Annotated in this window: 17 protein-coding genes and 2 pseudogenes; 4 read left to right on the top strand and 15 right to left on the bottom strand. The window is 75.8% G+C overall.

Going from position 1 to position 20,982, the window contains the following annotated elements; translation table 11 throughout:
• Positions 1-161: 161 nt before the first annotated feature.
• The 3 genes from cydC (at position 162) to F1641_RS20900 (ending at position 5,327) form a co-directional block, all read left to right on the top strand.
• Positions 162-3,635 carry a thiol reductant ABC exporter subunit CydC gene (cydC, locus tag F1641_RS03745; protein WP_206690433.1) on the top strand — a complete coding sequence of 1,158 codons (3,474 nt, stop codon included), beginning with the start codon at positions 162-164 and terminating at the stop codon, positions 3,633-3,635.
• Between the two features lie 106 nt (positions 3,636-3,741).
• Positions 3,742-4,419: an MCP four helix bundle domain-containing protein gene (locus F1641_RS20895; protein WP_309225365.1), complete on the top strand. Its 678-nt coding sequence runs from the start codon at positions 3,742-3,744 to the stop codon at positions 4,417-4,419.
• A complete protein-coding gene (locus tag F1641_RS20900; RefSeq protein ID WP_309225366.1) occupies positions 4,335-5,327 on the top strand; it encodes a methyl-accepting chemotaxis protein in 993 nt (330 codons plus the stop codon). Before F1641_RS20895 ends, F1641_RS20900 begins: the two co-directional genes overlap by 85 nt.
• A 77-nt stretch (positions 5,328-5,404) precedes the next feature.
• Here F1641_RS20900 and F1641_RS23670 read toward each other — a convergent pair.
• From F1641_RS23670 to F1641_RS03800, 11 genes and pseudogenes are all read right to left on the bottom strand, one after another.
• Positions 5,405-7,818 (bottom strand): annotated as a pseudogene (locus F1641_RS23670) (FdhF/YdeP family oxidoreductase).
• Between the two features lie 219 nt (positions 7,819-8,037).
• Positions 8,038-8,325, bottom strand: coding sequence for a hypothetical protein (locus F1641_RS19645; RefSeq protein WP_309225367.1), 288 nt, complete (start codon positions 8,323-8,325; stop codon positions 8,038-8,040).
• A gap of 16 nt (positions 8,326-8,341) precedes the next feature.
• Positions 8,342-9,041: pseudogene (locus F1641_RS23675) on the bottom strand (hypothetical protein).
• A gap of 13 nt (positions 9,042-9,054) precedes the next feature.
• A complete protein-coding gene (locus F1641_RS03765) occupies positions 9,055-11,133 on the bottom strand; it encodes a hypothetical protein (protein WP_194903060.1) in 2,079 nt (692 codons plus the stop codon).
• The gene (locus F1641_RS03770; protein WP_206690439.1) at positions 11,133-12,005 is read right to left on the bottom strand and encodes a carbohydrate ABC transporter permease; all 873 of its coding nucleotides are present in this window, start codon (positions 12,003-12,005) and stop codon (positions 11,133-11,135) included. Before F1641_RS03770 ends, F1641_RS03765 begins: the two co-directional genes overlap by 1 nt.
• Entirely contained in the window at positions 12,002-12,982 is a 981-nt protein-coding gene (locus tag F1641_RS03775) for a carbohydrate ABC transporter permease (protein WP_194903061.1), read from the bottom strand. The genes F1641_RS03770 and F1641_RS03775 overlap by 4 nt, the downstream gene beginning before the upstream one ends.
• Positions 12,982-14,274 carry a sugar ABC transporter substrate-binding protein gene (locus F1641_RS03780; protein ID WP_194903062.1) on the bottom strand — a complete coding sequence of 431 codons (1,293 nt, stop codon included), beginning with the start codon at positions 14,272-14,274 and terminating at the stop codon, positions 12,982-12,984. The genes F1641_RS03775 and F1641_RS03780 overlap by 1 nt, the downstream gene beginning before the upstream one ends.
• Before the next feature lie 75 nt (positions 14,275-14,349).
• Positions 14,350-15,393 (bottom strand): LacI family DNA-binding transcriptional regulator, encoded by a 1,044-nt coding sequence (locus tag F1641_RS03785; protein WP_194903063.1) that lies wholly within the window; start codon positions 15,391-15,393, stop codon positions 14,350-14,352.
• A gap of 109 nt (positions 15,394-15,502) precedes the next feature.
• Positions 15,503-16,216: a Pr6Pr family membrane protein gene (locus F1641_RS03790; RefSeq protein WP_194903064.1), complete on the bottom strand. Its 714-nt coding sequence runs from the start codon at positions 16,214-16,216 to the stop codon at positions 15,503-15,505.
• A gap of 8 nt (positions 16,217-16,224) precedes the next feature.
• On the bottom strand, positions 16,225-16,434 hold the full coding sequence (locus F1641_RS03795) for a hypothetical protein (protein ID WP_194903065.1): 210 nt from the start codon (positions 16,432-16,434) through the stop codon (positions 16,225-16,227).
• Between the two features lie 86 nt (positions 16,435-16,520).
• Entirely contained in the window at positions 16,521-16,703 is a 183-nt protein-coding gene (locus F1641_RS03800; RefSeq protein WP_194903066.1) for a hypothetical protein, read from the bottom strand.
• A 161-nt stretch (positions 16,704-16,864) separates the two neighbouring features.
• Here F1641_RS03800 and F1641_RS19660 point away from each other — a divergent pair, with 161 nt between their 5' ends.
• Positions 16,865-18,016 (top strand): AAA family ATPase, encoded by a 1,152-nt coding sequence (locus F1641_RS19660; protein ID WP_206690440.1) that lies wholly within the window; start codon positions 16,865-16,867, stop codon positions 18,014-18,016.
• A 192-nt stretch (positions 18,017-18,208) separates the two neighbouring features.
• Here the strand turns inward: F1641_RS19660 and F1641_RS03810 are convergent, their stop codons facing one another.
• The 4 genes from F1641_RS03810 to F1641_RS03825 are packed head-to-tail and all read right to left on the bottom strand — an operon-like array spanning position 18,209 to position 20,948.
• Positions 18,209-19,279 carry an alkene reductase gene (locus tag F1641_RS03810; RefSeq protein WP_194903067.1) on the bottom strand — a complete coding sequence of 357 codons (1,071 nt, stop codon included), beginning with the start codon at positions 19,277-19,279 and terminating at the stop codon, positions 18,209-18,211.
• 41 nt (positions 19,280-19,320) lie between these two features.
• On the bottom strand, positions 19,321-20,394 hold the full coding sequence (locus F1641_RS03815) for a hypothetical protein (protein ID WP_194903068.1): 1,074 nt from the start codon (positions 20,392-20,394) through the stop codon (positions 19,321-19,323).
• Between the two features lies 1 nt (position 20,395).
• Positions 20,396-20,716: a PadR family transcriptional regulator gene (locus tag F1641_RS03820; RefSeq protein WP_206690442.1), complete on the bottom strand. Its 321-nt coding sequence runs from the start codon at positions 20,714-20,716 to the stop codon at positions 20,396-20,398.
• 49 nt (positions 20,717-20,765) lie between these two features.
• Positions 20,766-20,948 (bottom strand): hypothetical protein, encoded by a 183-nt coding sequence (locus F1641_RS03825; protein ID WP_194903069.1) that lies wholly within the window; start codon positions 20,946-20,948, stop codon positions 20,766-20,768.
• Between the last annotated feature and the right edge of the window lie 34 nt (positions 20,949-20,982).

A 20,982-nucleotide genomic window follows, 5' to 3' on the forward strand; every position in this document is an offset into this window, starting at 1 on the left:
GATCATGGGCGCTAGCCACCCCCGGCGGGCCTCCCGCGGGCCCGTCGACCCGCGGCTGCTGCGCCACGCCCGCGCCGCCCGCCGTCCCGTGGCCGGCTTGGTCCTCGTGGGGGCCGCGCAGGTGCTCGTCACGCTGCTGGTCGCCGCTGCCGCGACCGGGGGTGGTGGTCGGGCTCGTGGTGGCCGCGCGCGACGGGGCCTCGCCGTCTCCCGCCGGGTACGGGCTGCCCCCCTGGCCGACAGGCGTGGGGCTGCCGCTGGCGGTCCTCGCGGGGGCCTTCGCCGCGCGGGCGCTGCTCGCGCGGGCCGAGTCCGTGCTCTCGGCGCGCGCCGGCTCGCTGGCCGTGGAGGAGCTGCGCGCTCGGGTCCTCGAGGCGGCGCTGCGGCGCGGCCCGGCATGGGTGGCATCCCACGGCGCGGGGCGGCTGCGCGCCCTGGTGACCGCGACCAGCGGCCCCGGCGGGAGCGCCGGCGGGGGCGCGGCGGGGCTCGACGCGCTGCGGCCCTGGTTCTCCGGGTACCTGCCCTCCCTCGTGGTCGGCGTCCTCATGCCCCCGGTGGTCGTGCTGGTGCTCCTCGCCGTCGACTGGCGCTCGGCGCTGCTGGTGCTGGTCACGCTGCCCCTGGTGCCGGTCTTCGCGGTCCTCATCGGCTGGGCCACCCAGCGCCGCGCTGCCGACCGGGTGCTCGAGGGTGCGCGGCTCGCGGGCCACTTCCTCGACGTCGTGCGCGGGCTCGCGCTGCTGCGCTTGCACGGACGGGCGGACCGCCAGGTGCGCGAGGTCGCCGCGACCACCGAGCGCCACCGCGAGGCGACGCTCCGCGTGCTGCGGGTGGCGTTCCTGTCGTCGACGGCGCTCGACCTCGTCGGGACGCTGTCGGTCGGCCTCGTGGCGGTCGAGACGGGACTGCGCGTGGCGGCGGGGACGATGCCGCTGGCCCCTGCGCTGCTCGTCATCCTGCTCGCGCCCGAGGCGTACCGGCCGCTGCGCGAGGTGGGGGCGCGCTTCCACGCCTCGGCGGACGCCGCCGCCGTCGTCGAGGAGGTCGACGCCGTCCTGGCCTCCGACCCCACCCCTCCCGACCGTGATCATGGGACTCCGGTCAGTGGAGTCACTGCTGCTGCACCCTCTGTGAGCGGTGCTGGGCTGCGGGTGCGGCACCCCGGGCGGGCTGTCGACGCGCTGGCCCTGGACGAGGTCGCCGTCCGCGGCGGTGAGCTCGTCGCCCTGCAGGGGCCGTCCGGCGCCGGCAAGACGACGCTGCTCCGGGCGCTGGCGGGCGTGCAGCCGGTCGCCGCCGGGACCGTCGGGGCGACCGGCGAGGTGCTGCTGCTCACCCAGGACCCGCTGCTGCCCCACGCCCGCACCGTGCGCGACGCGCTCCTGCTCGATGACGAGCTGCCCGGTGGCGAGCTGCCCGGTGGCGAGCTGCTCGCGGGGGGCGACGACGGCGGCCGCGCTGCGCACGGCCCCGCCGAGACCGAGCTGCTGGGCGCCCTGGAGCTGGTCGGGCTGCGCGCCGAGGTCGAGGCGCTCCTGGCGGGGCTGGGCACTCCGGTGGGGGAGCGCGCCGCGGGGCTCTCGACCGGCCAGCGCCAGCGGCTGGCCCTCGCCCGGGTGCTGCGCGCCGCACGGCGTCGTCCCGTGGTGCTCCTGCTCGACGAGCCGACCGCGCACCTGGACCCGGCCGCGGAGGCGCGGGTGGTCGGAGCGCTGCGAGCTGCTGCCGACGCCGGGAGCGCGGTGCTCGTGGCGGCGCACCGCCCGGCGCTGCTGGCGGCGGTCGACCGGACCGTGGCGGTGACGCCCCCGCCCGCCCCCGCCGCTGGCTCCGCCACCACCCCGGCCGTGATCATGGGCTTCCGGAACAGTGCCTCGAGCACTGTTCCGGACGCCCGTGATCACGGTGGTGGAGGGGTGGCGGACGCCCATGATCACGGAGGGCTCAGGGGCGAGCCGGGGTGGTGGGGCCGCCGGGTCCGGGCGCTGGGGCGCCGCCCCGGCACCGCCGTCGTCCTCGGTGCGGCCTCCTGGCTGGCCGGTGCGGCGCTGACCACCGCGGCCACCTGGCTGCTCGTGCGCGCCTCGACGCTGCCCCCCGTGCTGACCCTGTCGGCCGCCGTCGTCACGGTCCGCGGCAGCGCCGTCGCGCGACCGCTGCTGCGCTACCTCGAACGCCTCGCCTCCCACGAGGTCGCGCTGCGGCGCCTCGCCGGGTGGCGCTCCCAGGTGCTCGCCGACCTGGTCCCGAGGGTCCCCGGGCCGGGGCTGCTGCGCCGCGGCGACCTGCTGACCCGGCTCGTCGGCGACGTCGACGCCCGCCTCGACGGGCTGCTCCGCGGACGCCTGCCCGCCGCCGCGGCGCTGGCCGCCGTCGTGGTGGTCGTCGGGGCGCTGGCCGCCCTCGACCCGCTGGCAGCGCTCGGTGCCGCGGTCGGGCTCGCCCTCGCCGTCGTCGTCGCCCCCGCACTCGCGGCCCGGAGCGCCCGGCGCACCGACGAGGCCCTGGCCGCCGAGCGAGCCGCGCTCGCCGACGCCGCGGTGGAGACGGTCGACGCCGTCGACGAGCTCGCGGCCCGCGCCACCGCCGCCGGGGCCCGCACCGCGCTCGCGGTGCCCCGCGCCCGGGGCCGCGACCTCGCCGCCGCCGAGGTGCGGGCCGCCGGCGGCGCCGGCACCGCCACCGCGGTGGCGCACCTGGGGGCCGGCCTGGCGGTGGTCGGCGCGGCAGCCGGTGCGCTGGCCGCCGTCACCGGGGGCGCGCTGGGCGCCGAGGGCGCAGCCGTCGTCGTCCTGGTGGTGCTGGCCCTGGGTGAGCCGGTGCTGGGCCTCGTCGACGCCGCCGTGGCGCGCGAGCGCGCCCGGGCCGCCGAGCGACGCCTCGCCGCCGTGGCGCGGCAGGTCCCGTCGGTCGACGAGCGGCCCGGACGCAGCGCCGACGTGCCGCGCGGCGCCCTGCGCGTCCGCGGCCTGGTGGCGGGGTGGGACCCGGCCCGCCCGCCCGCCCTCGACGGTCTCGACCTCGACCTCGCCCCGGGGGAGCGGGTCGCCGTGGTGGGACCGTCGGGTTCGGGGAAGTCGACGCTGGGCGCCGTCGTCGCGCGGCTGCTCGACCCCCGCGCCGGCACCGTCAGCCTGGGCGGCACGGACGTGCGCGAGCTCGACGCCGCCGCGGTGCGACGCCGCGTGGGGCTGGTCAGCGAGGCCACAGAGCACCTGTTCGCCACCACGCTGCGCGCCAACCTGCTGCTGGCGGCCCCGGGGGCGAGCGACGCCGAGCTGGTCGCCGTGCTGCGCCGGGTGCGCCTGGAGGACTGGCTCGCCCGACTGCCCGACGGCCTCGACACCTGGCTCGGAGACGGCGGCTCCACCGTCAGCGGTGGGGAGCGGCGCCGGCTCGCAGCCGCGCGGGCGCTGCTGCCGCAGCCCGGCCTGCTCGTGCTCGACGAGCCCACCGAGGGCCTCGACGAGCCGACGGCCCGGGCGCTCGTCGCCGACCTGCTGGGGGACGACGACGGCCGGGGCGCCGACGAGCGCGGCGCCGACGGGCGGCGTCCCGGCGTGCTGCTCCTCACCCACCGCCTCGAGGGCGTGGACCGCTGCGACGCGGTGCTGGACCTCAGCCCGCGGTGACCGGCGGCGAGGGTCCGCGAGACGGGGCTCAAGCACCGGCGTATCCCTTCCGATGGACGGCCTGCAGTGAAGATGCCGCTGCCACGCTGAGTCCTCTGGAGCCGTCGTGGTCTCTCGCCTCGCTGACCTTCGCATCTCGCACAAGCTGTTCACCGGCTTCTCCGCCGTGTGCCTCCTCCTGCTCCTGGTCGCGGGGGTGGGCATCACCCGCCTGGGGCAGGCCCAGGCCGACCTCCACGAGCTGGCCACGTCCGGCCTGACGTCGGTCGACACCGCCGACCGCACCGCGCTGGCGCTGATGCTGCTGCGCTTCGACGTCGCCAACCTGGCTCTGGCGAGCAGCCCCGACGCGGCCCAGACCGCGGCCACCAGGCTCCAGGACGACGACGCCGCCCTCGACGCGGCGTGGCAGGCCTACCTGGACTCCGACCCCACCAGCTCGGAGGCCGAGCGGTCCGCCTTCACCTCCGGGGTCGCGCAGTACCGCGCGGCGCTCGACGAGATGGTGCCGCTGGCCCTGGCCGGCCGGACCGACGAGTTCGTCGCGGTCCGCGAGGCGGACGCCACCCCGCCGCCACCGCCGCCTTCGCCGCGGTCCAGCAGGTCACCCAGACCGAGCTGGACTCGGCGGCCGCCATGTCGGCGGAGGGGCAGCGCTCCTACCGGAGCGCCGTCGCGGTCCTGCTCGCCTGCGCGGCGGTGGCGATCGCCCTCGCCGTGGCCGTCGGCACCCTCATCTCGCGGTCGGTCACCCGCCCGCTGGCCAGGGTCGTCGCCGTCATGACCGACGTCGCCGCCGGGCACCTGGACGGGCAGGTCGGCCTGCGCACCCGCGACGAGGTCGGCCAGCTGGCGGCCGCCACCGACGCCACGATCGCCTCCCTGAGCCGGGCGATGACGGAGATCGCCGAGGAGGCCCGCACCCTCGGCACGGCGTCGGCCTCCCTGAGCAGCGTCTCGTCGCAGATGGCGTCCGGGGCCGAGGAGGCCGCCGCCCAGACCCAGGTCGTCTCCGCCGCCTCCGAGCAGGTCTCCGCCTCGATCTCCACCGTCGCCGCCGCGGGCGAGGAGATGACCGCGGCGATCGCGCAGATCGCCACCGCGACCGCCGACGCCTCGGCCATGGCGTCGTCCGCGGTCTCGGCGGCCGGGTCCGCGGGCGGCGCCATCGAGAGGCTCGGCGTGTCCAGCCAGGAGATCGGTGACGTGGTCAGGCTCATCACCTCCATCGCGGAGCAGACCAACCTGCTGGCCCTGAACGCCACCATCGAGGCCGCCCGCGCCGGGGAGCTGGGCAAGGGCTTCGCCGTCGTCGCCGGCGAGGTGAAGGAGCTGGCGCGCCAGACCGCTCGCGCCACCGACGACATCACCGCCAGGGTCGCCGCCACCCAGGGTGACGCCGCCGCGGCCGCCGCAGCGGTCACCGAGATCGGCGAGGTGATCAGCCGGGTGGACGCGCTGCAGTCGACCATCGCCGCGGCGGTGGAGGAGCAGTCCGCGACGACGTCGGAGATGGTCCGGAACGTCACGGAGATCTCCACGGGGTCGGTGCAGATCTCGTCCAACGTGGCCGACATCGCCCGGGGCACCGACCACAACCGCGAGTCGGCGGGTCACACCGCCTCCGCGGCGAGCGCGGTGGCGGCCTCGGCCACCAGGCTGGCGGGGCTGACGGGCCGCTTCACGGTCTGACGGACGGACGGCGGGTCGCCGCGCGAGGCGGCCCGCCGAGCCGGCTCCTGGGAGGTCCCGGGAGCCGGCCGGTGAGGTCAGCTGAGGTGGTGGGGCTGCACCGGGTCCTTGTGGTGGTCGCCCACCGGGGCGCCGCCGCCGTCGGCCGCGGGGCCGCCCGACGCCGCGGCCGAGCGGCGCAGCGTGATGACGACGCCCTTCGACGTCGGCGTCCCGCTGTGCTCGGCCGTGGAGTCGAGCGGCACGAGCGCGTTCGTCTCGGGGTAGTACGCCGCCGCGCACCCGCGGGGGGTGTCGTAGACGACCACCCGGAAGCTGGGGGCCACGCGCTCGACGTCGTCCTCCCAGACCCCCACGAGGTCGACCAGGTCGCCGTCGGCCAGGCCGCGCTCGCGGGCGTCGTCGGCGTTCACGAACACCACGCGCCGGCCCTGGTGGATGCCGCGGTAGCGGTCGTCCAGGCCGTAGATCGTGGTGTTGTACTGGTCGTGGCTGCGCATCGTCTGCAGCACCAGCTCGTCGTCGCCGACGGTCAGCACCTCCAGCGGCACGGCCGTGAAGACGGCGCGGCCGTCGGGCAGGTCGAAGGTGCGGGAGTCGCGCGGGGGGTGCGGCAGCTGGAAGCCGCCGGGGCGGCGGACCTTGGCGTCGTAGTCGTCGCAGCCCGGCACCACCCTCGCGATGTGGTGGCGGACGGTCGAGTAGTCCTGCGCGAAGCCGGCCCAGTCGATGGCGCCGGTGGTGTCGTCGCGGTCGCGCAGCGTCGCGGCGGCGATGCCGGAGACGATCGAGACCTCCGAGAGCACCCCGGGTGCCGGCGGCGCGAGGCGGCCGCGGCTGGCGTGGACCATCGACATCGAGTCCTCGACGGTGACGAACTGCTCGCGCACCTGGGGGCCGGCGCCGCGGGAGTCGCGCTCGTGCGGCCCAGCGTCGGCAGGACGATCGCGGTCTCGCCCGCGACGGCGTGCGAGCGGTTCAGCTTGGTGGAGACCTGCACGGTCATCGCGCACCTCTCCAGGGCGCGCTCGGTGGCGGCGGTGTCGGGCGCGGCCTGCAGGAAGTTGCCGCCCATGCCCATGAAGAACCTGACGTGCCCGTCGCGCATGCCGCGGATGGTGTCGACGACGTCGTGCCCGTGCTCGCGCGGCGGCTCGAAGCCGAACTCGTCGCGCAGCCGGTCGAGGAAGTGCTGCGGGGGCCGCTCCCAGATGCCCATGGTGCGGTCGCCCTGGACGTTGGAGTGGCCGCGGACCGGGCACAGCCCGAGCCGGGGACGCCGATGGCGCCGGTGGCAAGGTGGAGGTTGGTGATCTCCTTGATGGTGCCGACGGCGTTCTTGTGCTGGGTGATGCCCATCGCCCAGCAGGTGATGAACCGCGGGGAGGCGACGACGAGCGCCGTGGCCTCGTCGAGCTGCGCGCGCGTCAGTCCCGTGGCGCTGAGCACGTCGGCGACGTCGAGCCGGCGCACGTGCTCGGCCCAGGCCTCGAAGCCGGAGGTGCGCTCCTCGACGAAGGCGCGGTCGATGCGCCCGGCCTCGAGGACGGCGCGCCCGAACCACTGGAACAGGGCCAGGTCGCCGTTGGAGCGGATCGGCAGGTGCAGGTCGGACAGGCGCTCGCCGATGAGCATGCCCTTGGGGTCTGGGGGTTCTTGAAGCCCATCAGCCCGGCCTCGGGCAGCGGGTTGACCGAGATGATCTTCGCGCCGCCCTTCTTCGCCGTCTCCAGCGCCGAGAGCATCCGCGGGTGGTTGGTGCCCGGGTTCTGCCCGGCCACGATGATCAGGTCGGTGTCGTAGAAGTCCTCGAGGTGCACGCTGCCCTTGCCGATGCCGATCGTCTGCGCGAGGGCCACCGACGTCGACTCGTGGCACATGTTGGAGCAGTCGGGCAGGTTGTTGGTGCCGTAGGCCCGCACGAACAGCTGGTAGGCGAACGCGGCCTCGTTCGAGGTGCGCCCGGAGGTGTAGAACGCCGCGGCGTCGGGCGTCGGCAGGGACCGGAGCTGCTCGGCGATGAGGGTGAAGGCCTCGTCGTAGCTGATGGGCTCGTAGTGGTCGGACCCCGGGCGGCGGACCACGGGCTCGGTGAGGCGGCCCTGCTGGCCGAGCCAGTAGTCGGTGCGGCCGGCGAGGTCGGTCAGGGTGTGGCTGGCCCAGAACTCGCGGGTGACGCGGCGGCGGGTGGCCTCCTCGGCCACGGCCTTGGCGCCGTTCTCGCAGAACTCCGCGGCGTGGCGGTGCTCGGGGTCGGGGTCCGGCAGGCGCAGCCCTGGCAGTCGAAGCCGTCGACCTGGTTCAGCTTGAGCAGGGTCTGCGCGGTGCGCAGCGGGCCCATCTGCTCGACGCCGTGCCGCAGGGCGACGGCGACCGCGGTGGCCCCCGCGGCCGCGTGGTGCGGCGGGGTGACCCTCAGGCGCGCGTCGTCGACGTCCTCCACCGGGGCGCCGGTGCGCACGGGGATGGGCCAGGGGAGCTTCGTCGCCACGGCCCGACACTACGGCGCGGTGATCGCCGTCCGCATCCCCTCCGACGGCTCTGATCCATCAGTCGTGGGGTCAGATGGTGTCACTGCGCGTCGATGGCTGGTGACTCCGCGGGCCGGACGTCCATGATCACGGTCGGGAGCAGCGTCCTGCCGTGATCATGGGCGTCCGGCACCCACCCCTGTCAGCCCCCCGTCCGCACCCTCCGCGGAGGGTGCGGCTCAGACGGGGGTCGGGAGCGCACCCTCCGCAGAGGGTGCGGGAAGGGCGGAGGAGCCGAAGCGCTCACCGGCGGGAGCCACGGCCACGCCGAGCGTCGAGTCGGACTGCCCGTAGTACGCGAACCACGAGCCCTGGAACTGCACCAGCCCCTCCACGAACGTCACGTTGGAGACGAGCCCGTGCTGCTCCTCGGCCGTCCGCGGCTCCAGCCACGGCTCGTCGAGCCTGGCCACGAGGCGCGTCGGGTCGGCCGGGTCGAACAGCGCCTGCCCGCAGACGTAGCGCACGCCCCCTCGGGCAGCTTCACCGCGCGTTGTAGACCAGGCAGATGAGCCCGTTGTCGAGCAGCACCGGCGGCGGGCCGACCTCCACGAGGAACTCCGACCACGTGCCCGGCTCCGGCTCCAGCACCGGCTTCTCCGAGACGAGCCGCCAGTGCAGGAGGTCGTCGGACTCCGCGAGGTAGATCGACCCTCGCCCACGTACATGAGCCAGCGCCCGTCCACCTTCGTCGGCAGGATGCCGCCGGCCTTGGTCCACGGCCCGGTGGGCCCGCCCTCGTGCCCGGCGAAGCTGTTCAGCTCGGGCAGCACCACGCCGTGGCGCTCCCACGTGCGCAGGTCGGTCGACGTCGCGAGGCACAGCAGCGCCCGCTCGCCGTCGTAGGCGCTGTAGGTGAGGTAGTACGTGCCGTCGACCTCGGTGACGCGCGGTCCTCGACGCCGTGCACCTCGTGGGGCTCGACGGGGGAGAAGACCGGGGCGGGGTCGCAGGTGAAGGTCACGCCGTCGCGGCTGCGGGCCAGGCCCACGTGGCTGACGACGTCGTCGGCGTGCGCCCGGTAGAGCAGCACGACCTCCTGGCCGTCGGCGCCCTCGAACCCTTCGACGACCAGCGCCGCCGGGTTGTAGACGCTGCCCGACTCCCACGTGGTGCCGCGCGGGCCGAGGACCGGGTTGGAGGCGTGCGGGGCGAACGGGCCGAGGGGGAAGGTCGCGCTCATCGGGTGGTTCCTCTCAGTCAACGGGTGTCAGGGGATCAGCGGGGCGGAGACGGTGGTCGAGGCGCCGCCGTCGGCCGAGGTGAGGGTCAGCGAGGCGGTCTGCGGCGCCAGCAGCACCGCGTCGAGCGAGGCCGGGCCGGCGTCCGCGGACCCGGTCGACGTGACCACCAGCGCGTCGGCGCCCTCGGGCACCGCGACGGCCGAGGGGCAGCGCGCGCAGCGAGCCGGGGCCCTCGGAGACCCCCTGCTCGACGCCCGCGAGGTCGACGTCGCCGAGCGGCGTGCTCGCACCGGTGTCGGCGTCGAGCGCCGCCACGGTCAGCCGAGGCGCCGGGGCGCCCGTAGTACCCGCGAGGTCCACGACGACGGACGCCCACCGGGGCGCGTCGCCACCGCTCGCCGGGAGCGCCAGCCGGGTGGCGGCACCGGCCGGCAGCGAGCGGTACGCGCCGCTGAACCACTGCGCCTCGCCGGTCCAGGCCTTCCCCTCGGGCAGCACGACGGCGCTGCCGTCGGCTGTCCCGTCAGAGGCCGCCCCGACCGACGGCGTGCCGGCCTCGCCCTCGACCACCTGCAGCCCGGACCTCGCGGTCACGCGGGTCTGCTGGGTGGCGATGGCGGCGGCCTCCGGGTGCTCGTCGAGCGCGAGCGCCGCGAGGAGCCCGTGGATCGTCGACTCCGCCCCCGAGTTCTCGTTCACCGACCGGTCGGCGTTGACGCCGTCGTTGGTGACGCCGGTCGCCGGGTCGTAGACCGGCACGCCGGCGGGGTTGGCGCCGAAGAACCAGGCCCCCGCCGCGCCCGCGAGCTGCTGGTCGCCGGTGGCGGCGAGCACCGCCTGCAGGCGGGCGTCGGCGCCGTAGGCGATCTGCGAGGTGTCCACGGGCGCCGGCGCCCACGAGTTGTCGGGCCCGCCGGAGGCGAGCAGCAGCGGCGTGAACACCGAGGCGTCGTCGACGGCGGGGGAGAGCAGCGCCGGGTCGCCCAGGGCCTCGGACGCCGCAGCCAGCGCCGTCGGCATCTGGGCGCCCCAGGCGTGCCACTGGGCGCGCGAGCCGGTCCAGGGCAGCACCGCGCCGAACGGGTACGTCGGCACCTGCGACCCACCGACGTCGGTCGTGGTCGGCGTCCCCATCGCGGCGACGCCCTCGGCGTACCGCGCCAGCGCCGTCCGCGCCCGCTCGCCGGTGGGTCCGGCCGCGTCGCCGCCGCCGGCCTCCACGAACGCCGCCAGGCCGAGCACGGCCTCGCTCGTCGCGTCGGCGCCACCGGCGACGAGCCACGCCGGGACGCGGTCTCCGTCGGAGACCTCCCACTGCCCGTACCGGCCGAGGCTCTGGCGGTCGAGGGCGTCGAGCGACAGGTCCACCCGCTGCGCCAGGAACGCCGCGAACTCGCGGTCACCGGCGTCGTCGGAGGCGGCGAAGGCCGCGTACCCCTCGCCGAGCGCCCACACCGTGCGGGCCAGCCAGTACGACTCCGCGGAGTCGCTCGGGTCGGGCAGCTCCACGGGTTCCGCGCTCGGGTTGAGCACGCCGTCGGGCTGCATCCAGAGGATGACGTTCCCGGCGTCGGGGCCGGAGTCGACCTGCAGGTAGGTCGCGCCGCGCAGCAGCTCGTAGGCCTGCTCGCGGCTGGCCTCGTCACCGGTCGCCCGCCAGTGGCGGGTGAAGGCGACGGCGGCGCGGGTGACGTCGTCGGCGTTGAAGGCGCCCTGCGTCCAGTGGCCGGTGGCCGGGTCGAGGTCGCCGCCGCCGAGGAGGTCCCAGCCGTCCTTCGACGTGACGCCCGCTCGGGGCGCGGTGCCCGCCGGCTCGGCGTAGGTCCACAGCGCGCCGACCTCGGGCTCCTCGGCCAACCGGTAGGTGGAGTGCCCGGCCTGGGCCGGCGGGGCCACCCGCGTGGTGAGCGTGGTCAGGTGGCCGGTGTTCGCCAGCCGCTGCGTGCTCGTGGTCGCCGCCGGCGAGCTGGCAGCAGCCGCTGCGGTGGGGGCTGCGGCGGCGGGAGCGGCGACCGCTCCCGCGCCGAGCACCAGCGCGGCGGTGACGGCGGCCGCGCGCGTCGTCGTCCTGCGAGAGGTGGGGTGCGCCATCAGCCCTTCACCCCCGCGGAGAGGTTGGTGGCGGTGAAGTGCCGCTGGAACAGCAGGAACAGGCCGACGGCGGGGGCGGCGAGCACCACCGAGCCGGCGAGCACTGCGCCGTAGGGGTTCGACGTCGTGGCGGCCACGTTGGCCGTGTAGTTGGCCAGGGCCACGGCGAGCGGTTGCATGTCAGCCTCCTTGGTGACGAGGAAGGGCCAGAGGAACTCGTTCCACGGGCCGATGAAGGTCAGCAGGACGACGGTCAGCAGGGCGGGGCGCACCAGCGGCAGCGCCACAGACCACAGCACCCGAAGCTCTGAGGCTCCGTCGATGCGGGCCGCGGAGAACAGGTCGGGCGGCAGCTGCAGGAAGAACTGCCGGAAGACGAACACCGCCGTGGTGTTCACCAGGAACGGCAGCACCATGCCGAGGTAGGAGTCGGCCAGGCCGTAGGTGCGCACGGTGAGCACGTACAGCGGGATGGTCAGCAGCTGGAACGGGATGACCTGCACCAGCAGCACCATCGCGAACAGCGTGCCGCGCCCGCGGAACTGCAGGACGGCGAGGGCGTACCCCGCCAGGACCCCGAACACCAGAGTGCCGAGGATCGCGCCGCCGGTGATGACGCCGGAGTTCAGCAGGGTGCGCCACAGGTCGACGGAGCCGTCGATGGCGGCGTAGTTGGCGGTCGTCAGGCCGCCGGAGGGGACGAGCCCGCTCAGCGACGTGTCCGGCTCGGCCTGCAGCGAGCCGATCACCATCAGGTAGAAGGGCAGCAGGAAGGCCAGCGCGCCGAGCGTCAGGACGGCGGGCACGAGCCACCGAGACGCCCCCTTCGGCCTCCGCTCCAGCTCCTCGCGGACGGGGGTGGTGGCGCTCACGACTCACTCCTCAGCAGTCGGCGGTTCAGGAGGACCAGCAGCCCGACGCAGACCACCAGCACGATGCCCAGCGCGGAGGCGGTGTCGGGGTTCCCCTGCTCGATGCCCAGCTGGTACATCAGCAGCACCGGCGACGTCGACGCGCCGTCCGGGCCGCCGCCGCCGGTGAGCAGGTAGGGCTCGGTGAAGAGGTTCGCGCCGGTGATGGTGGCCAGGACGACCACGAGGGCCGTCGTCGTCCGCACGCCCGGGACGGTCACGGTGGAGAACTGCCGGACGCGTCCGGCGCCGTCCATCGAGGCGGCCTCGTAGAGGTCCTTGCTGACGTTCTGCAGCGCTGCGAGGTACAGCAGCACGAAGAACCCCAGCTGCTTCCACGCCACGAAGCCGGCGATGCTCGGCATCGCGAGCGAGCTGTTGACCAGCCACGACGGCTGCGGTGCGAGCGGGCCGAGCAGGGAGTTGACCACCCCGTCACCGCCCAGCAGGAACAGCCAGACGCCCACCAGCGCGACACTCGCCGTCACGTACGGCACGTAGAACGCGACGCGGAAGAAGGTGCGGCCGCGCGCCGCGCGGTTCAGGGCCACCGCGAGCACCAGCGCCAGCGCCACGGTCAGCGGCACGTTGATGACGAGGAACACCGCGATGTTGAGGAAGGCCTGGTGCACGGCCGGGTCGGTGAGCACCTGCCGGTAGTTCTCGAACCCCACGTACGGGTGGTCGACCTCGACGCCGGGCGCGGAGAAGAACCAGTCGTGGACGCTCATCCACGCGGCGAGCACCACCGGGTAGGCGAAGACCGCGACGAGGAAGACGGCGTACGGCAGCGCCAGCAGGGTGCCGATGGGGTGGCGGCCGAACGCCCGCTGCAGGCCGGTGAGGCCCTTGCGCGGCGGGTGTCCGTCCGATCCGCTCGCCGTCTTCGGGCGTGAGCCGTCGGTGGCGGCCGGGCGTGCCGGGGTGACGGCGCTCATCACGGCACCTCCAGGAGGTGCTGGACCTCGGCGTCGGCGTCGGCCAGCGCGGACTCGACGGGCTCCGTGCCGAAGATGACCGAGCCCGTCCAGGCGTTGCGGACGTCCTGCCAGATCTCGACGGAGTTCTGCACGTTGGGCACCTCCACGGTGCGGGCCGCCTGCTGCGCGAACGGCGCGTACGGCGCGCCGTCGGCGCTGGCGAACCAGTCGGCGTAGGTCTGCGCCACGTCGGCGCGCAGGGGCATCTGCCCGGTCTCGGTGAGCAGGGCGCGGTCGGCGTCGGCGCTGGTGGAGGCCTGGAGGAAGTCCCAGGCCGTCGCCTGGTTCTGGCAGGCGACCGGCAGCGACACGTTCTTGGCGTCGGAGAAGGTGTGGACCTCCTCGGCCGGCAGCCCGTCCGGGGTCGGCACGGGGACGACGCCCCAGTCGACGTCGTCGCCGTAGACCGAGACGGCCCACGGGCCGACGATCGCCATGGCGGCCTTGCCGTCGGCGAAGGAGTCGCCGGTGTAGGCCTCCTGCGGCGAGAGGCCCTGCGCGTACATCTGCCGCCAGAAGCCGGCGGCCTCCAGGGCGGCGGGGGAGTCGACGAGCGCCTCGCCGTCCTCCACCAGCTGCTGGCCGCCGCTCGCGGCGGCGTACAGCGGGTAGAGGTCGAACCACGACTGGAAGAACTGGCTGGCCGGCGAGGGCCAGATCGCGGCCTGTGCGGCGCCTGAGCCGACGATGGCCTCCGAGGCGGCCAGCACGTCGTCGTAGGTGAGGAGCTGCGGGGCGTCGGGGTCGAGCCCGGCCTTCGCGAACAGCTCCTTGTTGTAGATGATCATCACCGGGTTCGACTTCCACGGCAGCTGGTAGAAGTGCCCGTCGGGGGAGCGGTACTGCGCGGCGGCCTCGCCGGTGCGCTGCGTGACGTAGTCGTCTCCGCCCGGCATCGTGTCGAGGGGCACGAGCCCGCCCTGCTTCACGAACTGCGGCACCGCCGCCGGCGAGGTGTTGTAGATCAGGCAGGGCGTGGTGCCCGCCGCGATCGCCGCGCCGATGACCTCCTCGGAGGACTTGCCGGCGGGGATCTGCTGCGCGGTCACCTGCTGGTCGGGGTTGGCGGCGTTCCAGGCGGCCACCCGCTCCTCGCCCCAGGCGACCTCCTGCTCGTTGTTGGACAGCCAGATGGTGATCGGGCCGCGCCCCTGGGGGTCTCCGGGGCCCTGCCCACCGCCGCAGGCGGCGGTCGTGGCCGTCAGCAGAGCTGCCGCGGCCACCGCCGTCCATCGCGCGCTGGTCCTCATGCGTCCTCCTCGTCGAGGGTCGTCGTGGCGTGCTCCCGCGCGTCCGCGGGGCGGCGCACGGGTGGATCGTGGTGCTCAGGCGGGTGGGGTGCCCGTCGAGGCGCGGACCACCAGCTGCGCCGCCGGCAGGTCGACGTCGGGCCGTTCCCCGCCGCCCCCGACCAGGTCGAGCAGGGCGTCTGCCGCGGCGCGCCCCCAGGCGAGGGCGTCGCTGCGCACGGTGGTCAGCGCGGGCGTCAGGTGAGCGGCGAGCACGGCGTCGTCGAAGCCCGTGACCGACACGTCGTGCGGTACGCGGACCCCGGCCCGGGCCAGGACCGCCAGCACGGCGGTGGCCATGAGGTCACCCCCCGCGACGATCGCGGTGGGCACCTCGCCGCTGCCTCGGGTCGCGCGGTCGGCCAGCCAGCTGCGGGCCGCGGCGGCGCCGCTGGCGGGGGAGAAGTCGCCGTCGTAGACCACCGGCTCGGGCAGGCCCCGCGCGGCCGCGGCTTCGCGGAACGCCTCGAGCCTGTCGACGCCGTGCACCAGCTGCTGCGAGCCGGTCACGTGCGCCAGGCGTCGGTGGCCCAGGTCGGCCAGGTGGTCGACGACGGCGCGGACGCCGCTGCGGTCGTCGAGGGCGACCTGCGGCAGGGCGCTGCCCCGCTGGTGCCCCACGGCGAGGGCCGGCAGGCCCAGGCCCTCGAGCAGGGCCGGGCGTGCGTCGTCGACCCGCAGATCGGTCAGCAGCGCGCCGTCGACCCGGCCCGCTGCCAGGCGGCGGTACGCCTCGCGCTCGTGCTCGGGGTCGGAGACGACGTGCAGCACGAGCGCCTGGCCCCGCGGCGACAGCGCCGCCTCGACGCCGGCGATGAAGGGCGCGAAGAACGGGTCGGCGCCCAGGTGCTCGGGCTCGCGGGCGAGCACGAGGCCCAGGGCGTCGGCGCGGTGCGTGGACAGGCTGCGGGCCCGGGCGCTCGGCACCCAGTCGAGGCGGGCGGCGGCGGCCAGGACGCGCTCGCGGGTGGTGCTGGCGACGGGCCCGTGGCCGCTGAGGGCGAGGGAGACGGTGCCCTTGGAGACCCCTGCCTCACGGGCGACGTCGGCGATCGTCGCCTTGGCGCTGCGCTGTGCCACGTCGGGAAGTCAAACCGGTTCGACCCCGGTGTGTCAAACCGGTTCGACACCCGCGCTGGGCATTCCCTTGGTCCGCACTCTCCACGGAGGGTGCGAGAGGGGAGCGGGGTCAGCGAGTGCGGGTGGGCGCCCGGCGCCGCGGTGGCGCAGCGCCCAGCGCCGGCAGGCGGGCGTCGAGCGCCTTCACCACCACGGCCAGCACCGCCGCGCCGAGCAGGACGACGAGGCCGCCCGCCAGCGCCCGCCCGAACCCCAGCTCGGTCACGTCGAGGAACGGGTACGGGTACCAGCCCGTCACCGCGCCCCGCACGAACGTGTACCCGAGCCACGCCACCGGCCACGCGAAGGCGAGTGCCACCACCCCCCACGTCAGCCGGGGCCGCGGTCCGAACAGCAGCCACACCAGGGGGAACGCCACCGGCACCAGGTAGTGGAAGACCGCGTTCGCCACCGCCGCCCAGCCGGTGACGTGGACGATCGGCGCCAGCACCGCGGCGAACACCACTCCGGTCGCCGCGATGCTGAGCAGCGCGTCGAGGTGGAGCACGCGGAAGAGCCGGCCGTCGCGCTCCGGTCGCAGCGCGAACAGCGCCGAGGTCGTCATCACCAGGATGTTGCTGAGGATCGTGAAGTACGAGAACAGGTTGCCCAGCCGCTCGCCGAGACCCAGGGCGGCGGTGGTGTCGCCGCTGTTGGCGTCCTGGCCGCCGGCGACCACCACGGCCACCTGGACCACCAGCCCGAACAGGACGACCAGCGCGACCGCCGCGTGGGCGGTGCGGACGGCGGTGCGGAACGAGGTGCGGGCCGCGCCCGGGCGCACGGGCGGCCTCAGCCGCGGGTCAGCAGCGACAGGACGGCGAAGGCCCCGACCGCGATCAGCACCGGCCACAGCCACGGGGCGCGCCGTCGGCCCCCGGCGTCGCGCCCGAACTCCCCGCGCCGGCTGCGCACCACGAGGTTCACGACCAGGACGGCGAGGACGGCGACGGGCACGACGGCGAGCAGCCACGCGGGAACGCCCTCGGGCATCGGCATCACCCGCCCATGCTCCCGGAGGGGCGCCTGCCGGTCGACCCGGCGCTGGGGCGATCAGGTGGTCGACGAGGTGGCGACGAGGTGGTCGGTCAGGTGGAAGGGGGCCCGGGGAGCGCGCTCGCCCCGGGCGTGCGGCGGCTCGCGTCGGTGGTGCCGTGGCGCACCGCCAGCCGGACCACCCAGTACAGCGCGAACAGCACCACCGCCGCGATGAGCAGCGGGATGCCGAAGGCGACGACCAGCAGTGCCGGGTTGTCAGCGATGGCGAACACCTGCGCACGCTAGGACCGCGCGGCTCCCGAGCGGAAGGTCGCCGCGCCGTGACGGCTCAGGCGGTGGGAGCCGGTCCGTCGTCGTGCCGCGCACCGGTCGTCGGCGGCGTCAGGGGAGAAGTCGCTGGCGCCGTGGCCGGCGCACCGCCAGGCTCTCCGGCGTGTCTGGAGCAGCGGGGACGTCGAGGGCCGAGCGCCTGCGCTCGCGGTTGGAGGCTGCAGCGGCGGAGCTCACGCTCGTGAGGGTCCGGCGGCGGATCGAGGGTGCCGAGGTGCTGGAGGGGTTCGTCGTCGGCGTGGGCCGGACGTGGCTGCTGCTCGTCCCCCTCACCCCGCTCATCCACCTCGACGGGTGGGTGGCGGTGCGCCTCGACGACGTCGTCCGGGTGAAGGTGCGGGGTGACCGCGACGGGTTCGTCGCCCGGGCGCTGCGGGCCCGCGGGGAGTGGCCGCCCCGCGGCATCGACCTGGACCTCGACGACGACGCCGCGCTCCTGCGCGACGCCGGCCGCGCCGCGCCGCTCGTCACGGTGCACACCGAGCGCGACGACCCCGGCGTCTGCTCCATCGGCGAGGTGACCGCGGTCGAGGACGGCGCGGTGGCGATGCGCACGATCGACCCGGACGCCCGGTGGGAGTCGCACCTCGACGACTGGGAGCTGGGCGAGGTCACCCGCGTCGACCTCCTCGGCGACTACGAGGGGGCGCTCGCGCTGGTCGCCGACACACGCGATGTCGACCCGGGAGGAGGCCCCCAGGAGCGGGCGCTGGTCGTCAACGGCACCGTCGGCGTCGGCAAGACGTCGACGGCCCGCGCTGTCGGCGAGCTGCTGCGCGCCGCCGGGACGGAGGGTGTGCCGCACGCCGTCGTCGACGTCGACCAGCTGCGGGAGGTCTGGCCCCCACCCCCGGGTGACCGGTTCGCCGAGCGGGTGGCGCTCGCCAACCTGGCCGCCGTCAGCGCCACCTACCGGGCCGCCGGTGCCCAGCGCCTGGTGCTGGCCGGGGTGGTGGAGACCCTCGACGAGCGCCGCCGCCTCGAGGACGCGCTCGGCGTGCCGGTCGTGCTGGTCCGGCTGCGCGCCGACCCGGCACGTCTCCAGGAGCGGCTGCGGAGCCGGCACGCCGACGACGTCGACGGCGGGGCCTCCCTCGCCTGGCACCTGGAGCGCTGCGGCGAGCTGCACGCCGTCCTGGAGTCAGCCGCCGTCGACGACGCGGTGGTGGACGTCGACGGCCTCGACCGCCTCGCCGTCGCCCGCGCGGTGCTCACCGCCACTGGGTGGCCCACGCCGCCGCGGCCGCGGTCTTGAGCGCGGCACCACGGCTCACGCCCGATCAGCGCAGTTCCCGCCCCATCAGGTTCGTCGATGGGGCGGGAACTGCACTGATGAGGCGGCAGCTGCGCTGATCGGGCGGCGACCACGCGCTGCTGCCCGCAAGGGGCCCCGCGCCGTGTCGGACGTGGCGCGGAGCTCCTCGGTCGTCGCAAGGAGCAGGGAGCCTCAGGCGCCCAGGCGCGGGTAGTCGGTGTAGCCGGCGGCGCCGTCGGAGTAGAAGGTCGAGCCGTCGGGCTCGTTCTCGGCGGCACCGGTGCGCCAGCGCTCGACCAGGTCGGGGTTGGCGATGAGCGGGCGGCCCACGGCGACGGCGTCGGCGGCGCCGCTGGCCAGCAGCTCGGCCGCGCCCTCGCGCGTGGTGGGCTCGGCGAAGCCGGTGTTGGCGACGAGCGGGGCGCCGAAGCGCTTGCGCAGGCCCTGCACGAGCTCGCCCGCGGGGTGGGCGTGGAGCACGGAGACGTACGCGAGGCCCAGCTCGGCCAGGCCGTCGGCGAGCGCCCCGTAGGTGGCGACCACGTCGTCCTCGTCGCGCTCGAACGCGTCCTGGATGTTGTGCATCGGGCTGATGCGCAGGCCGGTGCGGTCGGCGCCGATCTCCTCGGCGACGGCGCGCACGACCTCGACCACGAACCGCGCGCGGTTCTCGGGCGAGCCGCCGTAGGCGTCGGTGCGGGTGTTCGAGGCGGGGGAGAGGAACTCGTGCAGCAGGTAGCCGTTGGCGCCGTGCACCTCGATGCCGTCGAGGCCGGCGGCGCGGGCGCGGCGGGCGCCGGCCACGAACTGCTCGCGCACCTCGCCGAGCTCGTCGAGGGTCAGGGCGTGGGGGACCGGGTAGGCCTCCTTGCCGGCGGGGGTGCGCACCTCGCCGTCGACGGCGACGGCGCTGGGGGCGACCACGCGGCTGCCGGTGACGGCGGGGTGGGTGACGCGGCCGGCGTGCATGACCTGCATGACGATCGTGCCGCCCTCGGCGTGCACGGCGTCGGCGACGCGGCCCCAGGCCGCCTGCTGCTCGTCGGTGGTGATGCCCGGCTGCCCGACCCAGCCGCGGCTCTCCTGAACGGGCCAGGTGCCCTCGGTGACGATCAGGCCGGCGCTGGCGCGCTGGGCGTACATCTCGGCGACGAGGTCACCGGGGACGCCGCGCTCGCCGGAGCGCAGGCGCGTCAGCGGCGCCATCGTGACGCGGTTGGCCAGGTGCAGGGCGCCGAGGTCGGCGGGGGTGAAGAGGTCCACGGGAGGCGGTAACCGGGCTGGGCCGGAAGGTGTTCCAGGATTCAACGATCCGCCGACGATGTGACGGGTGTCACCGTGGGCAGACGCCCGCGGGTCAGCGCGGCGGCGACCACGACCGAGACGGCGAGCGCCAGCATCTCCAGCGCGGTCCAGCCGAGGTCGCGCTCGAGGCCCGGCGGGCCGGCGAGCAGGGTCAGCCGGCCCAGGCTCCCCGCCCCGCCGACCGCGGCGAGCAGTCCGGCGGAGGCCATCCACGAGCCGTCGCGCCGGCGCAGGGCGACGACGGCGCACGCAGCCGCACCCAGGCAGAGCAGCCCCGCGGCGTCGGGAGCCGCGAGCACGCCCGTCGCCCGCCACACGAGCCAGGGCAGCCAGCCGAGGACGGCGACGACGGGCAGGGCGAGCAGCCACCGGCGGCTCGGTCGGGGCGCGTCGGAGCGCCACGCCGCCAGCGCTGCGAGCGGTGCGAGGAGCACCAGCAGCCAGCAGACCGCCCCGAGGAGCGTCCCGGGGGAGACCCGCCAGGCGCCGGCGAGGGTCTCGGCGGGGTGCCGGAGGTCGGGCACGACGGCGAGCACGGCGAGCACCGACGCCGTGCGGGAGCGCCCGGTGGCGAGGAACGTGAAGGCCGCCACCACGACGAGCGCCCACAGCGCGGAGGCCACCGCGTCACCGCGGGTGTACCCCAGGGCCTCGACGTCGGGCGTGATCGGTGCGTACAGGCTCGTCACGGCGCTGAGGAGGGCCGGGCCCGCGGCCGCGAGCAGGCCGACGAGCGCGACGCGGCGCACGGCGTCGCCCCGCAGTCGGGCGGTCGCGGACGCGCCGGCGGTGGTCGGCGACGCGAGGTGCAGGCGGACGGCGAGGGAGGCCACGCCGGCGACCTCGCGCAGCGGTGGCCGCTGGAGCAGGGCGATCTCGCGCTCCTCGGCCTGGCGCTCGGGCCCCTCGCCGGCGGCGGAGGCGTCGGCGCCGGACTGCTCGACCTCGAGGAGGGCGTCGACCATGTCGTCCTCCCACCGCTGGCGGTACCCGGCGGGCAGCAGGCGCAGCACCCGGCGGTAGTCGCGCTCGAGCCGCGACGGCGGTGGCGGCGGCGGCGGCGTGGCGTCCACGTCACACCGCCCGGGCGGCGCGCAGCCGCGCGGAGGCGGCGCGGGCGAGGTGCGCCAGGCGCTGGGCCTCGGCGTCGAGGGCGGCGGCGCCGTCGTCGGTGAGGCGGTAGTAGCGGCGGGTGCGCCCGGCGTGGCGCTCCTCGCGGTCGAGGGCGATGAGCCCCTCGGAGCTGAGGCGGTCGAGCAGGCCGTAGAGCGTGCCCACCGACAGGCGGGTGCGGCCCTCGGAGAGCTCCTCGACCTGGGCGATGAGCGCGTACCCGTGGTGGGGCTGGCCCACCAGGGCGGTCAGGACGAGCGTGGCGGGCTCGGTCAGTGCCATGCCCGACGATACATCGGCAGACATGACATGGGTAGGGGCAGAGGCGGTGTCAGCGCTGCCAGGTCGAGGAGGTGGGGTCCGGCTCCACCGGACGCCGCTGGCGCTCGTCGGCCAGGGCGCGGCCCTGCCGGACGGCCCGGCGGACCACCCAGCCGAGGGCCGCCACGACCGCCGCCCAGAAGAGCAGGGGGACGATGGTGAAGACGCCCTCGAAGCCGTCGATGCCGAACACGTCGATCACGCTAGGGCGCCCCGCCCTCCCGTGG

The organism is Quadrisphaera sp. INWT6, assembly GCF_015390235.1.
Lineage (GTDB): Bacteria > Actinomycetota > Actinomycetes > Actinomycetales > Quadrisphaeraceae > Quadrisphaera.

What these genes read in the sequence shown, in the direction of transcription:
- F1641_RS03765 (WP_194903060.1), bottom strand. Translation starts at nt 11,133, where the DNA reads ATGGCGCACCCCACCTCTCGCAGGACGACGACGCGCGCGGCCGCCGTC.
- F1641_RS03775 (WP_194903061.1), bottom strand. Translation starts at nt 12,982, where the DNA reads ATGAGCGCCGTCACCCCGGCACGCCCGGCCGCCACCGACGGCTCACGC.
- F1641_RS03780 (WP_194903062.1), bottom strand. Translation starts at nt 14,274, where the DNA reads ATGAGGACCAGCGCGCGATGGACGGCGGTGGCCGCGGCAGCTCTGCTG.
- F1641_RS03820 (WP_206690442.1), bottom strand. Translation starts at nt 20,716, where the DNA reads ATGGCACTGACCGAGCCCGCCACGCTCGTCCTGACCGCCCTGGTGGGC.